Source organism: Actinoplanes sp. NBRC 101535 (genome assembly GCF_030269225.1).
Taxonomy (GTDB): Bacteria; Actinomycetota; Actinomycetes; order Mycobacteriales; family Micromonosporaceae; genus Actinoplanes; species Actinoplanes rectilineatus.
This window is the reverse complement of sequence record NZ_BSSY01000024.1, coordinates 85,535-99,219: the sequence shown is the minus strand read 5'-3', so window position 1 is coordinate 99,219 and position 13,685 is coordinate 85,535. Positions and strand designations below refer to the sequence as shown.

Annotated in this window: 14 protein-coding genes; 7 read left to right on the top strand and 7 right to left on the bottom strand. The window is 71.9% G+C overall.

Features of this window, described 5'->3' with window-relative positions; genetic code table 11:
* Positions 1 to 54: 54 nt before the first annotated feature.
* On the bottom strand, positions 55 to 1,053 hold the full coding sequence (locus QSK32_RS40700) for a LacI family DNA-binding transcriptional regulator (RefSeq protein WP_045744914.1): 999 nt from the start codon (positions 1,051 to 1,053) through the stop codon (positions 55 to 57).
* Between the two features lie 5 nt (positions 1,054 to 1,058).
* Entirely contained in the window at positions 1,059 to 2,006 is a 948-nt protein-coding gene (locus tag QSK32_RS40695) for a glycoside hydrolase family protein (RefSeq protein ID WP_285474952.1), read from the bottom strand.
* Between the two features lie 245 nt (positions 2,007 to 2,251).
* On the opposite strand from QSK32_RS40695, the gene QSK32_RS40690 reads away from it, so the two are divergent.
* Together QSK32_RS40690 and QSK32_RS40685 are read left to right on the top strand one after the other, a co-directional pair.
* Positions 2,252 to 2,704, top strand: coding sequence for a hypothetical protein (locus tag QSK32_RS40690; protein WP_045744862.1), 453 nt, complete (start codon positions 2,252 to 2,254; stop codon positions 2,702 to 2,704).
* Positions 2,705 to 2,786: 82 nt separating this feature from the next.
* Positions 2,787 to 3,602, top strand: coding sequence for a hypothetical protein (locus QSK32_RS40685; protein WP_285474951.1), 816 nt, complete (start codon positions 2,787 to 2,789; stop codon positions 3,600 to 3,602).
* Here the strand turns inward: QSK32_RS40685 and QSK32_RS40680 are convergent.
* Positions 3,568 to 4,299: a S16 family serine protease gene (locus tag QSK32_RS40680; protein ID WP_285474950.1), complete on the bottom strand. Its 732-nt coding sequence runs from the start codon at positions 4,297 to 4,299 to the stop codon at positions 3,568 to 3,570. The genes QSK32_RS40685 and QSK32_RS40680 overlap by 35 nt on opposite strands.
* 218 nt (positions 4,300 to 4,517) lie before the next feature.
* On the opposite strand from QSK32_RS40680, the gene QSK32_RS40675 reads away from it, so the two are divergent.
* Positions 4,518 to 7,223 (top strand): toll/interleukin-1 receptor domain-containing protein, encoded by a 2,706-nt coding sequence (locus QSK32_RS40675; protein WP_285474949.1) that lies wholly within the window; start codon positions 4,518 to 4,520, stop codon positions 7,221 to 7,223.
* Here the strand turns inward: QSK32_RS40675 and QSK32_RS40670 are convergent.
* The gene (locus QSK32_RS40670; protein WP_285474948.1) at positions 7,186 to 7,473 is read right to left on the bottom strand and encodes an NAD(P)-binding domain-containing protein; all 288 of its coding nucleotides are present in this window, start codon (positions 7,471 to 7,473) and stop codon (positions 7,186 to 7,188) included. The genes QSK32_RS40675 and QSK32_RS40670 overlap by 38 nt on opposite strands.
* 73 nt (positions 7,474 to 7,546) lie before the next feature.
* Between QSK32_RS40670 and QSK32_RS40665 the strand changes: the two genes are divergently transcribed.
* On the top strand, positions 7,547 to 7,930 hold the full coding sequence (locus QSK32_RS40665; protein ID WP_285474947.1) for a TetR/AcrR family transcriptional regulator: 384 nt from the start codon (positions 7,547 to 7,549) through the stop codon (positions 7,928 to 7,930).
* Positions 7,866 to 8,117 carry an SbtR family transcriptional regulator gene (locus tag QSK32_RS40660; RefSeq protein WP_353051014.1) on the top strand — a complete coding sequence of 84 codons (252 nt, stop codon included), beginning with the start codon at positions 7,866 to 7,868 and terminating at the stop codon, positions 8,115 to 8,117. The genes QSK32_RS40665 and QSK32_RS40660 overlap by 65 nt, the downstream gene beginning before the upstream one ends.
* Here QSK32_RS40660 and QSK32_RS40655 read toward each other — a convergent pair.
* From QSK32_RS40655 to QSK32_RS40645, 3 genes are all read right to left on the bottom strand, one after another.
* On the bottom strand, positions 8,103 to 8,630 hold the full coding sequence (locus tag QSK32_RS40655; RefSeq protein WP_285474945.1) for a P-loop nucleotide/nucleoside kinase family protein: 528 nt from the start codon (positions 8,628 to 8,630) through the stop codon (positions 8,103 to 8,105). The two genes, QSK32_RS40660 and QSK32_RS40655, sit on opposite strands and share 15 nt — an antisense overlap.
* Positions 8,631 to 8,780: 150 nt before the next feature.
* The gene (locus QSK32_RS40650; RefSeq protein ID WP_285474944.1) at positions 8,781 to 10,223 is read right to left on the bottom strand and encodes a hypothetical protein; all 1,443 of its coding nucleotides are present in this window, start codon (positions 10,221 to 10,223) and stop codon (positions 8,781 to 8,783) included.
* Positions 10,224 to 10,258: 35 nt separating this feature from the next.
* The gene (locus QSK32_RS40645) at positions 10,259 to 12,232 is read right to left on the bottom strand and encodes an ATP-binding protein (protein WP_285474943.1); all 1,974 of its coding nucleotides are present in this window, start codon (positions 12,230 to 12,232) and stop codon (positions 10,259 to 10,261) included.
* Between the two features lie 76 nt (positions 12,233 to 12,308).
* On the opposite strand from QSK32_RS40645, the gene QSK32_RS40640 reads away from it, so the two are divergent.
* Together QSK32_RS40640 and QSK32_RS40635 are read left to right on the top strand one after the other, a co-directional pair.
* Complete coding sequence (locus QSK32_RS40640; protein ID WP_285474942.1) at positions 12,309 to 13,175, top strand: cyclase family protein; 867 nt, start codon at positions 12,309 to 12,311, stop codon at positions 13,173 to 13,175.
* 170 nt (positions 13,176 to 13,345) lie between these two features.
* Positions 13,346 to 13,645 carry an immunity protein CdiI family protein gene (locus tag QSK32_RS40635; protein ID WP_285474976.1) on the top strand — a complete coding sequence of 100 codons (300 nt, stop codon included), beginning with the start codon at positions 13,346 to 13,348 and terminating at the stop codon, positions 13,643 to 13,645.
* Positions 13,646 to 13,685: the final 40 nt, after the last annotated feature.

Below are 13,685 nucleotides of genomic sequence, written 5' to 3'. Positions count from 1 at the left end.
GAGTGGCGTGGGACACAATACGCGCTCGGCAACGCCGCGGAAACGGTGCCGTCATCAGTCCCCGGTGGACTCGCGCGCCACCAGGGAGAAGCCGCTGACGAACTCCTCGTGGCCACGATCGCCCTCGATCCGGCGGACCAGCAGGTCGACGGCCCGGTCGGCCATCGCGGTGTGATCCGGGTCGATGGTGGACAGCGACGGGACGGTGAACCGGCCCTCCTCGATGCTGTCGAACCCGATCACCTTCACCTGCGCCGGGACGCGTACCCCCAGGTCGGCGAAGGCCCGCAGCGCGCCGATCGCGGCCGTGTCGGTCAGGCAGAACAGGCCGTCGAAGTCCAGGCCGGCGGCGACCATCGTGTGCACCCGCTCGGCGGCGGCGGCCATCGACATGGCGTCCATCCGCTGCACCAGGGCCGGGTCGTACGCCAGGCCGGCACTCTCCAGCGCCAGCCGGTAGCCGGTCAGGCGCAGCCGGGACACGTTGACGTCGCGGGTCTCGGCGCCGGTCAGCATCGCGATCCGCCGGCACCCCCGGTCGACCAGATGCCGCACCGCCGCCCGGGCGCCGTCGACGTTGGGCATCGCCACATGGTCCACCGGCGCCTGGAAGATCCGCTCGCCGAGGATGACCACCGGGTACGGCACCCTGAGATGCTCGACGTCGGCGGCACCCATGCCGACCGTGCTCAGGATCAGCCCGTCGTAGAGGCGGTTGCGCGACACCGCCAGCACCGCCAGCTCGTTCTCCCGCGACGCGCCGGTCTGCTCGATACTCACCCGCAGGTCACGGCGCTGCGCGGCGGCGATGATCGCGGCCGCGAACTGTCCGTAGTAGGGCCGGTGGATCTCCGGCACGGCCAGGCCGATCACCCCCGTGCGGCCGCGGCGCAGGTTGCGGGCGGCGACGTTGACCCGGTAATCCAGCGCGGTCATCGCGCTGAGAACCTTGACCCGGGTCGACTCGCGCACGTGCGGATGGCCGTTGATCACATTCGACACCGTCATCGGCGACACCCCGGCCGCCCGGGCCACGTCCGCAATCGTCGCCATGACGGTCACGCGCCGACCACGGGAGGCAGGAGCGGACCGTACAACACCTCGTCGCGGTCACAGACCAGCGTCCCGCCGGCCACGGTCAGCCGGGCCACCTGGATCGACGAGCGCCGCGATTCGTGGGTGTCCTGCGGCCCGCCCGGCCGATGACCCGGGTGCGTGAAGTAGAAGACGAGCGCGTCCTCCCCGCGGACGACCACGTCGGCGTGCAGTCCGGCCGTACCGTCATCCTCTGCACTTCCGGGTTCGCCGAGAAGGAGACCCTGCGGCTGCCAGTGCTCGTGATCGTCGGAGCGCAGCACCCGCTGACCCCGCCACTCGTCGACCAGCATCCAATGGCATCCGCCGAGACTGAACACATTCGGACCCTCGTGCGGGCGGCCGGCCACCGCCATCCCCCGCACCCGCCAGTCGTGCAGGTCGTCGCTGTCCGCGGCCCAGGTGTGGCAGTCGTCGGCCTCGTCCTTGTACCACATCCGGTAGCCGCCGCCCGGCAGCGCGACCACACACGCGTCGATGACGTAGCGTGAGGACAGATCGAGGGTGGACCGGTATGTCCAGTGCAGCAGATCCGGGCTGGTGTAGTGCCGGATGGTCCGCTCGTGACCGGGCCACCGGTCGGGCACGCCGCGGACCACCGACAGGTACATGTGATAGGTCCCGCCGTCGTCGACGATCTCCGGCGCCCAGTACGTGTGCCGCCCCCACTCGACGTCCAACCCCTGCAGGACACCCCGGTAGAGCCAGGTCACGCCTCCGTCGACGGACGACGCCACCCCGAGGTCGGTGCCGTGCACCCAGCTGAAGCGGGGCAGGCCCGGCACGTTCGCCCGCCGGTTCGTGTAGATCATCCACCAGGCGCCCTCACCCCGGTGCCACACCAGCACCGGGTCGGCGGCGCCGTCGAGGATCGGGTCACGGTAGAGCGGTCGCGGCACCACGATCGTCACCGGCTGTCGTCCTCCTCAGCAGTCGTCGCCGTTCACCGGCGATCAACGGAACCGGCTTTTCGCGTACGCGAGAAAGGTCATGTCAATGGTGTCCGGCCATCGCAGCGCCGTCATCCGGCACCCCGATATTGTATCGATACAAGCGCTGCTGGCAATCGCCCTCCGAGCAGGCGCTACACACGTTCCACGGTCAGCATGCGAAGCCCGTCCGCATGGCGATTTCGAAACGTGTCTAGCATCGTGGTGTGGAGGCGACGGCAGCAGGAGCATTTCGTCGGACACCGCTCGAACGCGCCGATCAGAGAGTGGCCTGGGAGCGATCTGACCAGGCGTTCTTCGCGGCTGGAGCCTGCCACATCCTGGCCTGGGTCTGCCGCGCAGCATACCCGGAGAGATCGATCGGCATCACAGGCATTCGCGCGGTCGGCGAGCACCACGTCGGCCATGTCTACGCGACGTGGGACGACTGGGCGTTCGACCACTCCGGATGGCACCGCGAGTCGCAGCTGTTCACGGCCAATCAGGACTTCGAGGGCCGCCCGCTCGAGCGGATCACGATCACCTCCGATCTCCCCACCTTCTGCGCCGACCACGTCCATCGCATGCCGCATCAGTACTGGCGTGATCCGCTCCCCCGCGCTCACGAGTACCTCGCCCGCCATTCACCGCCCTGGGAGCCCCGCCCCCGGCAGAGTTGATCGCCTCACCTCGCCTCGCCTCCGCCTCGCCGAAGGCGGAGACGCGAACGGAACCTGGTCGCCTGTTGTGCGACGCTGCACTGTGCTCAAGATCAGTCGCCGGCCGGGAACGCCGAACCGTTGGGGCGGTCTTCTCCGCAATGTCCTGCTGGCGGTCGTTCTCGGTGCCGCGTGCGGTTCGACGGCGGCCGCCGTCTCCTGGCAGGCGACCGCGGCGGAGATCCCCGGCGAGGCGTGGGGCCGGCAACTCGCCGCGGATCTCTTCCCGGAGGCCCGCACGGTGCGGATCGACCTGATTCCGGGGATCGCCGGATACGAGGACGCCGAGGTGCAGAGCCGACGGTTCGGATTCCTGCTCTTCGGCGGCGACGACTACTTCCCCGGCCAGCTGATCGTCACGGCCCAGGTGGCGTCGCCGCGCGACGTCATCGCGCATGTCGGCCCGGGCCTGCGGGCGGCGGGGTGGACGGTCGACAGGCACGATCCCGGCGAGGACGTGACGGCGACCATGCCGGGCCGGACCCTGTGGGTGACGCAGCCGTATCCGGACGAGGTCGAGGTGTCGGTCTACCGGCAGACTCCCCGGGCCGTCCTCCGGGCGACCGGGACGGCGTGGCTGCTCGGGGCGCTCGCCGGTTTCCTGCTGGGCTCCCGCATCCGCGGGGCCGAGCCGCTCTTCCTCCTCGGGCTGGCCCTGTCGGCGCCCGCGGCGTTCGTCGCCTCCGCCGGTATCGGGGCGCAGGTTTTCACGGTCGGCGACCGGTACCCGTTCATCCCCTGGGACATCTACATGTACGCGCTGTTCCGTCCCGCGGCGATCCTCGGCTGCTGCGCCCTCGGCATCTCGGCCCTGGTAAGCGGCTTCAGCACGGCGGTGGGGTGCCGCCCGCGGCGATGACGTCCAGCGCGTCCAGCGCGTCGTCGACGGTGGCGACCCGGACCGTCGTCAGGCCGGGCACCGTGATGCCCGCGGCCTCGTCGCAGTTGCCGGCCGGGACCAGGAACCAGCGAGCACCGGCCCGCCCGGCGCCGTGCAGTTTCTGGGCTATGCCGCCGATCGGGCCGACCGCGCCGCCCGGGTCGAGTTCGCCGGTGCCCGCGATCGTCGTGCCGCCGGTCAGGTCGGCGGGGGTGAGGGTGTCGACGATGCCGAGCAGGATCATCAGGCCGGCGCTGGAGCCGCCGATACCGTCCAGGTTGATCCGCACCTGCGCCCCGCCGGACTTGCCGAGCCGGGTGAGGGCACCGGCGACCGCCGCCGCCGAGGACTGCTGGAACAGCGCCTGGTTGGCCCGCCGTGCCTGGTCGCCGGGGTAGGAGGCGGCCCGGGGAACCAGGGCCTCGTCCTCGTCGAACCAGGCTCGCAGCGCCCCGGCCAGGTCGGTGTCGCCGTCCACCGCGACGGTGGTGAGCAGCAGCCTGCCGGTGGACGGGTAGGTCGCCGCCCCGGTCACCGTGATGACGTCGTCGCCGAGCACGTCGATGGCCGGTCCGGGCTGCCACACGACGTACGGCAGGGGCGTGAACCAGGCACCGGCGGCGAGGAGAGCCGTCACCAGGACGCCGGCGGCGACCAGGCTCCCGCGTTTCGTCATCAGCGCACCCTAATGCCGGCACCTGTGCGACCGGCGGGCGCGGGATGCGCCGTCGTCGCCGCCGGGCCACCGCGGTGCTCGGCGTGCTTCTGGCGGTCACGGCCGTCGGTTCCTCGGTGGTACGCCCGGACGACGCGACGAGCATCTACCGCAGGCCCTGAGGGTCGGATCTCGGACACGGTCTGGCGCCGGGGACTCGCGGGCTGTCCCATCGGAGCGTGCCGGACTACGACTGCTTCCTCTCCTACAGCCACGCGGCGGACAGCAGGCTGGCCACCGCCCTGCGCGGCGGCCTGCACGGCTTCGCCAAACCGTGGTACCGGCTGCGGGCGCTGCGCGTGTTCCGCGACGACTCCAGCCTGTCCGCGAGCCCACACCTGTGGGCCGGGATCGAGCAGGCGCTGCAGTCGTCGCGCTGGCTGGTCCTGCTGGCCTCTCCCCGGGCGGCGGCATCCGCGTGGGTGGGCCGCGAACTGGACACCTGGTGCGCGGCCGGGCGGTCCGACCGGCTGCTGATCGTGCTCACCGACGGCGACCTGGTGTGGGACCACGCCGCGAACGACGTCGACTGGGGACGGACGACCGCCCTGCCGCCGGTGCTGCGCGGCCGGCTCACCGACGAACCCCGGCACGTCGACGCCCGCTGGGTGGCGACGGAGACCGACATCTCGCTGCGCAACCCGCGGTTCCGGGACCTCGTTGCCGAACTCTCCGCGAGCGTCCACCAACGCCCCAAGGACGAGTTGATCGGCGAGGACGTCCGGCAGTTCCGGCGTACCCGGCGATGGTTCGGCTCGCTCGTCGCCGGTCTCGCCGTGTTCGCCGTGGCGGTGTCGCTGACCGCCTGGGCCGCCGTCGACCAGCGCGACCGGGCCCGGACGGAACGCGACACCGCCACCTCCCGCATGCTCGCCGCCCAGGCGGTGACCGGCCGGCCCACCCGGCTGGACCGGTCGCTGCTGCTCAGCCTGGCCGCGCTGGACGTCCGCGACACCGCCGAGGCCCGCAGTGCCCTACTCGGCAGCGTCGAGTACCTGCCGCAGCTGACCCGGTTCCTCGACGGCAGCGGCGGCCCGGCCGGCGCCGTCGCGGTGTCGGCGCGCGCGAACCTGGTCGCGACCGCGCGCAACCGGGACGTGGTGCTGTCGGACGCGACGACCCTGCAACCCACGGCCACCCTGACCGGGACCGGCGCCACCGTGATCGGTATCGGACTGAACGCGGACGCCACCGTCGTCACCACGGTCGACGCGCAGGGGGCGGTCACCCGGTGGCGGACCCGGGACCGGACGGTCCTCGGGAAACCCGCCACCGCCGGGAAACCGGTAGAGGCCGCCGCATTCAGCCGCGACGGCAACCGGATGGCCCTGCTCGGCGACGGTGCCGTGACGGTCTGGGACGGCACGGCGTTCACCCCCGTCGCCGCACCCGAACCGGTGGCCTCGATCGCGGTCAGCCCCGACGGGCGCACCCTCGCCTACGGGCTGGAGTTCGGTATTCGCTTCGTCGACCTGCGCACCCACCGTCCTCGAGGGCCGGACATCACCATCGCCGTCGGTGACTACAGCCAGCGGGTGAGCGCGCTGGCGTACAGCCCGGACGGCACGCTGCTCGCCTCCGGTGGCGGAGGAGGAGGCGTCATCACCCTGTGGCGGACGGGCGACCACCAGCGAGACGGGGAGTTCGGCTACATCGCCGGGGAGCGGGCGCCGATGACCGCGATGGCCTTCGACACCGCCGGCACCGAGCTGCTCGCCGCCGACCGCGAGGGCCTGCTGACCCGGTGGGACGTCGCCGAGCAGCAGCAGATCGGCGAACCGCTGCCGAGCCAGGGCGTGGTCGCCGGACTGGCGGCCGGGCCGGTGGACGCCGCGTTCATCGCCACCACCACCGAAGGCGCCGCGATCCGCTGGGACCTGAACCGGACCATGCGCCTCGGCCAGGGCCTGCTCGGCGGGGCGAGCGACATGGTGTCGACGGTCGTTTTCACCCCGGATGGACGGCACCTGGCGGTGGTCACCCTCGACCAGATCACGGTGTTCGACGCGGCCACCCGCAAGGCCGTCACCGAGCCGCTCGACGGGACCTACACCAGCGTGGCTTTCAACCCGGCCGCAACGGTGCTCGCGGCGGGGACCACCGACGGCCAGGTCCGGCTCTGGGACACCCGGACCTGGCGTCGGCTGCCGGCCGACCCGGCCGGGCACGACGGCGACGTCACCGGGGTGGCCTTCACTCCCGACGGGAAGCTGCTCGTCGCGGTGGGCGCCGACGGCACGATCCTGAGCTGGGACGCCCGGACGTGGCAGCGGACCGGGGCGCCGTCGGACACCGGGGCCGGCGAGACACGCACGGTGGCGTTCCAGCCGGGCGGACGACTGATCGCCGCCGCTGGGGCGGACGGACGGATCGTCCTGCACGACGCCGACGGCGGTGTCGTGACGGGGGCGGGGCATCACGGAGGCGTACACGGCATGGGTTTCAGCCCGGACGCAGAAACGCTGGTCTCCACCGGCGGGGACGGCCGCCTGATGCTGTGGGACGCCGGCACCGGCCTGCCACGGGGCGAACCGCTGGTCCAGGAGGAGACCGACCTGGGCGCGGTGGCGTTCTCCCCGGACGGCACGATGCTGGCGGTGGCCGTGGGCCGGCGGATCGTCCTGTGGGACGTGCCGGGCCGGCAGCGCCTCGGCGACGTGCTGACCGGGACGCTCGACGCGGTGCAGAGCCTCACGTTCAGCCGGGACGGCCTGCTCGCCTGGGGAAGCTACGCGATCGCGCCGACGGAGGAACTCGCCGCGATCGCCGACGCCCGCCCGTCGTCGTGGCGGGCGGTGGCCTGCACGATGGCCCACCGTGAGCTCACCGGCCAGGAACGTTCCCGCTTCACCGGGCCGAGCAGGCCGCTGTGCGGTCCGAAGTGACCGCGTCAGAAAGCACGGGCGGCAGAGCGGAGTAGACGCCGATCGGGATGCTGAGCAGGGTGGCCGCACCGGCCGTCGCGGCCTGCTCGACGGTTCCGGCGGCGGCGCGGGGGCCGAGTTCGGCGACGAGGCCGGTAAGGCTCTGCGGGCCGCGGGAGTTGGCGACGACCACGGTGACGCCGGCGGCCACGGCCGGCCGGGCGACCGCGGTGCCGATGTTTCCCGTTCCGATGATGCCGAGAGTCGACAACGTGTTTCTCCTTGTGAGCGTGGTTGCCACCACGAAGTGGCGGGGCCTGCCACTTGGGCTCCTGGCGGTGGTCATGCCCACACAGCGCTCCGACGCCCAGCGCAACTACACGCGGATCCTCGCCGTTGCCGCGCAGGAGATCGCCACGCACGGCGCGGACGCGTCGATGGAACAGATCGCCCGCGGCGACGGCGTCGGATCGGCCACCGTCCGCCGGCACTTCCCGATCAAGCGGGACCTGCTCGACGCCGCCTTCCGCAAGCGCGTCGACGCCCTCGAAGCCCGGGCCCGCGACCTCGCCGACACCCGGGACGCGCGGGCCGCCCTGCTCGGCCGGCTCGCGGCCCTCGTGGAGTACGCCACCTCCCACCCAGGGGCTGGCGGCGGCGTGGATGCGCGAAGAGGGCGAGACGGCCGCCCAGGGATACACCTGCGTGCACGTCACCGACGCCGGTGAGCCGCTGGTGCAACGGGCGATCGCCGCCGGTGCCGTAGCCGTGGAGGTGACGTCAGCGGACCTGCTGGCCCCGGTCACCGGCATCGTCCTTGCCACCGAGCAGCACCGCGACCCTGCCGGGGAGGCGGACCGTCTGGTGGCTCTGGCCTTCCACGGCATCAGCCCTCACGGATCACTCGAGGCGTAGACCCCAACGGTCGGCGGCCCATTCGCGCCAGCCCGGCCATCCCGGTGGCGGGCCGGGAATGTCGGCGCCACCGAGTTCGGCGAGGTCGGGGGCCTGGAACAAGCGACGCCACGTTTCCAGGTCCGCCTCGCTCATCGGGACGGTCGTGTGCGGCGCGGTCGCCTGACGGTGGGCGATGCGGGCGCGTTGCACACCGGGATCGACGGGGAGGTAGACCACCTGGCAGGTGGCCCCGGCGGCGGCTGCCAACCAGCGCAGGGCCGACCGTTCGTCGCGGCTCCAGAGTCCGAAGTCGAGAACGACGGGGGTTCCCAGGCGCAGCGCTCGTAATGCCAGCGCGATGAGCCGCCCTTCGAGAAGGTCGCGTTTGCGGTCGACCTCCAACTCACCGAACAGGGTGAGCATCCACTCGTCGGGGGTCAGCCGCAACGCGCGGTGTGCCGCGGCGAGCTCCTCGGCGCGGGTGGACTTCCCGGCGCCGGGAAGCCCGACCATGAGTAAGAGCAGGGACATGGGTCTGCTTTCCGGATCACCAGACGATCGGGGACGCTGATCCGGCGGTGCGCCAAAGGCGCGCGGTGAGGCCGCGGGACCGCCGTCAAGCGGCGGCGCGGATGTGCATGGCGGCGAAGCAACCCATGCCGTCACCCTATCCGGCGTGGTTCAGAAGTCCAGGTGTTCGTAGTCGACGCCGTCCAGCCAGCCGGTCAGTTCCGCCAGATCGTCGGAGGTGAAGCCGTAGGAGGCGCGCCACTCGTCCTGCCGGTCGAGCCGCAGGAAACCCTTTCCGGCGAAGGCGTGCCGCAGGTAGTCGGTGAAGGCCAGGCCGTGTTCCTCGTCGCGTACCAGAGGATCGGCGCCGGTGTCGGGCAGCCGGACCGAGTACGGCGCGCCGCCACTGATGTTGGCCTTGTGCAGGTGGTCGGCGGCGATGGCGATCTCCATCGGCCCGGTGAGTTCGGGGTGCAGGTTCTTCGTCTTGTCCTGCCACCTCTCGACCGCGAAAGCCAAACCGCGGTCGACGATCTCCAGCGGGTCGGCGATCGTCAGCTCTTCGGGGACACCGGCCGGGAACGGGCCGTCCCACGTGTCGCGCGGGACGAGGTCGATCGTTCCGACGATGCGCCAGTAGGCGGCCAGCGCCGGCGGCACCGCCGACCCGGTGATCTGTTCCAGCTCGAGCAGCCGGTCCTCGACATCCGCGGCAGGGCCGGGCAGCGCCTTCGCGACGGTGACCGGCCAGCCGCGGGCCTGGAGAGCGGCGGTCAGGTTGACCGCGTTCTGCCGGACCCGTTCCATGGTCAGCGCGGCCACCTGTTCGGCCTCCGCACGCCACCGGTCGTCGAGGTGGGCGACGGCCCCGAGGTCGCGCCACACCCCGCGATGGTCCCCGTCCCGGTAGCGGGTGACGAGGTCCCCCGGCCGCAGGTGCGGGGGTCGCGCCGGTGCCGGCCGGGCGGCCCGGGCGGCGTCCAGCGCCGGAGCGATGACGGCAGGATCGGCCTGCTGGAGCACCTCGCGGGCCGGGCCGCCCAGGATTTCGTGGTCGCGCAGCCCCACACACAGGTCGAGCCAGCGGCGGTCCTGCGATACCGGCGGCAGGTGGCCGAGAGCATCGTAAGCGGCCGCCACCCCCGCCGCGGTCGCCAGGGACGCGTCGGAGAACAGGTGCCCGACGTTGTCCCAGGGCGTGCCGTCGTCGGTGAACATGACCTTCAGGGCCAGGAAACGGCCGAGGTGGTCGTGGTCATGGATCCCGCTCCGCAGGGCATCACGGGCCTCGGCACTCCCGATCGCGAACAGCGCATGACCGGCGGCCACCATGACCGGATTGACGGGACACTCCTGCCACAGCCGGATCAAGGTCGGCACGGCCGGCTCGTGCCGCAACCGGCCGACCTCGCGGATCTGGTCGGTCAGCGGCCACAGGTCGTCGACAGCACGGACGGCGGCGATGCTTTTGTCCTGGTAGGCCTTCACCTCACTCACGGTGAGAGCGTTCCACTGCTCGAGGTTCATGCGGGGCTGGCTCCCGACGTCCGGCCACCGGCCCAGAGCCGCGAGCAGAGCCTCCAGGACACGCGCACCATCACTGCCACCCGTCACGCGCAACAGCATAGGGTCAAGATTAAAGACACATCTCAGGTGTACGCGGAAGCCGCAGTCTCCCGGTCCCACAGCCAAGCGGCCATCCTCGTGACCGCCTTGTCCCGGTGCCGCCGATACGTGTTGAACGACAGGTGCAACTCCACGGCGACCCGCTCCTGGGTGGACACCGGCTGCAGGAACGTCCGCTCGACCAGCCGGTGCAGGTCCGGTGTCAGCGACGACGCGGCCTCGCCCAGCAGCTCGCGCAAGGCCTCCGTGGGCGGACGACCGTTCGTCGACTGCCGACGGACCAGGCGGGTGCCCGTCAGCGGGCTGGACCGCAGCAGCTCCGGCGCGTGCAGGTCACGCAGCGCGGACCGGACCGCCTCGGTGTAGTCGTTCTCGGACAGCACCGGGTCGTGGTCATCCGCGTCGGCGAGCCGGGCCGGTGCGCCGAACTGCTGGGCGTGCAACCTGTCCACCCACGCGGTGAAGCCGGCGCGGCGCCAATCGTGGGCGTACACCGGATAGGTCGTGTCGCCGATCGTGTACGCCCCGGCCTCCCGGAAGTCGAGCAGCGTCATCACCGGCGTCCATCGTTGCGCGTCCTCGAACGCGCCGACCAGCGTCCACGCCGTGTCGTCGTCGAGCAGCATGATGTCGAGCATCTGGCAGGCGACGAACAGGGTCAGCGACGGCGACGGTCCCTGCCCGTGCTCGGCGTCGAGGAAGAACCGCCACGCGCGCACCCGTTCGCCGGGGCGGGCGGGACTGTGCTGTGACGCGTACCCCCAAAGGGTGTCGGCGCCGGGATCCGCACCTAGATCTCTTTCGGTCAGATCCAGACGTGCGGCGAAGCCGCGGACGTCGCCGCGCCGGTCGCGGAAGACCCGGAAGGCCGTCGGGCATTTTCTCATCCAGTACGCGCAGAGCCCGGCCTGCTGCTCGCCCTGCCATCGGCGGGTCATCGCGACGATCGGATCCTGGTCGCCGTCGCGGAGCCCGTCCGGGTATGCGCCCATCGCCGGCGGCAGCGACCGCAGCGCGTCGTGCGGGGAGCGCCGGCCGTTGAGGACGACCGCCAGCACGACCAGCTGCACCCGCTCGCGCTCGTCGGCGGTGGCCAGGATCCGGTCCCGGACCGCGACGAGTTTCCGGCGGTAGAGCTCGGCGAACCGGTCCGGATCGCGCCAGCGCAGGTCGGCGTTGAGCGCGTCCCGGACCACGTCGTGCGGGTGCAGGCCGTAGGGGCTCTCGTCGACGAACGGCCGGGCCCGCAACCAGGCGAACACCGCGGCGGTGTCGTCGCCGATCACCGGCCGCAGCACGTCCTCGGTGGTGACCGGCATCTGCGCGCACAGCTCCAGGGCGGTCCGGTGCCGGGGCGTCGGCGCCTCGTCGATCACCTGACCGAGCAGCGCGCCCACCACGTCGGGCAGGTCGTCGAGCGTGTCCGGGACGGTGCCACGGCGGACCGCGTCGACGATCATCGACAGGGTGAGCGGATGACCGCGACTGATCGTCAGCAGCCGCTCGTGCAGCGCCTCCGGCACGTCCTGCGTGTCCAGGTAGGCGCGGCCGTCCGCATCCGGCAGGTTGCCGAGCGCCACCACCCGGGTCAGCACCCGCCAGGCCGGATCCGCCCGCCATCGCGGTCCCGGCGGCTGCCGTCCGGCGATCACCACCAGGCAGTGGTCCGGCATGGACGGCAGATAGTGGTCCCGGATCCAGTCGTCGACCGGTTCCAGCAGCTCGTACGTGTCGAGGAGCAGCACCGGGCACGGACCGGCGGACGGCACCGGCAGCGTCTCCGGAACGTGGGCGAAATGCCGGGCGTCGACGCGTACGGCATCCGGGGCGACCTGCGCGAACGCGTCCAGCAGGGTGCTCTTGCCGACGCCGCCGGGACCGTGCACGAACAGCACCCCGGTGGTGCCGAGCGCCGCCCGGAACACCGCGACCTCGTCGCCGCGCCCGGTGAAGGACCGCCGTCGCAGCTCACGCAGAGAATCCCGGAGCGATGTCACGCCCGCACTGTATCGGGCACCGGATGGGCACCGGGTGGGCTGTCGGGCCGGGCCCGCAGCGGCCACGATTCTCGGCATGACAGATTTTCCCGACAACTGGGGCCGGTGGGGTGACACCGACCAGCTCGGCGCGGTCAACCTCATCACCGACGAGGCACGGGCACGAGGGGCGGCCGAGGCACGCACCGGACGGACCGTGTCCCTGGCCCGGGTCACGACGCCGTTCCCGCTGACCGGCGGACCGACGGCACCGGCCACCGCACCGACCACCGCCGTGCAGACGATGATGCTGTTCACCGGATTCGGCGCGCCCGCGATGGCCGAGGTCATGACGGTGACCACCCATCACCCCGAGGTGACCCATCTGGACGGTCTGGGGCACTGGGCCGAGAACGGCCGAGTCTATCCCGGCGTCGACGTCGCCGACAGCTCAGGTCCCACCGGGGTACGCCACGGCGCCGCCGACGTCTACGGCGGCGGGATCCTCACCCGTGGCGTGCTGCTCGACCTGGCCCCCGGTGGACGCCTCGCCCCGGCGCACCCGGTGACCGCCAACGATCTGGACGAGGCGGCGGCCCGCGCGGGCGTCGACGTGCTGCCGGGTGACGCCCTGACGGTGCGGGGCGGCTGGGACCGGGCGACCGACGCACCGCCCTATCCCGGGATGACGGCCGGCGCGGTCCGCTGGCTGCACGAGAAGGGCGTGGCGGTGTTCGCCGGCGACGTCGGCGACGCGATGCCGCCGCTGCCCGGGGAGGTGCCGGGGGCGCTGCACCGGCTCGGCCTGGGCAGACTGGCGATCCCGCTGATCGACGGCCCGGACCTGTCGGAGCTGGCGGTGACGTGCGCGGAGCTGGGACGCTGGACGTTCCAGTTCGTGGTGGCGGCGCCCCGGATCGCCGGCACCACCGGCCTGCCGGTCAACCCCCTCGCCGTCTTCTGACCTTCGTCACCCCGCGCCGGGATCGTGATCAATCGCCGACCGGCAGCGCGGCCGCTGCCTACTCCTCGAAGTTGCCGCCCCTCTGTCCAGCTGTCGGCACCGAATCCGGCCCCCGGCCGTGCCATGATCACCGGATGGAGGAGTCGTACCGCCCTCACGCTCTCCGTGTGATGGCCGAGTACATGACCGACGACCCGGTCTGGGACTCAGATCCTGCCCATGCGGGTCCCGTCGTTCTTCAGGATCTCGGCGTCAGCACGCAGCTCATCCAGCGGTTGCAGGCATGGAACGAGCGCTTCGACAGCATCGCGCTGACAGACTTCGAGTTCACCAGCGCGCATGAGGAGCAGACCTGGCGGCGGGAAGGTCTGATCCTCACCTTCGCCTTGCAGAACGAGCTGCCGGACATCGAGATCAGCTACGCCGAGGACACCGACCCGAGGCCCGTACGTGATCGTCGCCGACCTTGATCAGGTCCACTGGTTTGCCGATCCGCGTCGACCTCGACTT

Excerpts from the sequence above, each read along its gene's own strand:
- QSK32_RS40665 (WP_285474947.1), top strand. The coding sequence starts at position 7,547 with ATGCCCACACAGCGCTCCGACGCCCAGCGCAACTACACGCGGATCCTC.
- QSK32_RS40655 (WP_285474945.1), bottom strand. The coding sequence starts at position 8,630 with ATGTCCCTGCTCTTACTCATGGTCGGGCTTCCCGGCGCCGGGAAGTCC.
- QSK32_RS40680 (WP_285474950.1), bottom strand. The coding sequence starts at position 4,299 with ATGACGAAACGCGGGAGCCTGGTCGCCGCCGGCGTCCTGGTGACGGCT.
- QSK32_RS40635 (WP_285474976.1), top strand. The coding sequence starts at position 13,346 with ATGGCCGAGTACATGACCGACGACCCGGTCTGGGACTCAGATCCTGCC.
- QSK32_RS40660 (WP_353051014.1), top strand. The coding sequence starts at position 7,866 with ATGCGCGAAGAGGGCGAGACGGCCGCCCAGGGATACACCTGCGTGCAC.
- QSK32_RS40640 (WP_285474942.1), top strand. The coding sequence starts at position 12,309 with ATGACAGATTTTCCCGACAACTGGGGCCGGTGGGGTGACACCGACCAG.
- QSK32_RS40700 (WP_045744914.1), bottom strand. The coding sequence starts at position 1,053 with ATGGCGACGATTGCGGACGTGGCCCGGGCGGCCGGGGTGTCGCCGATG.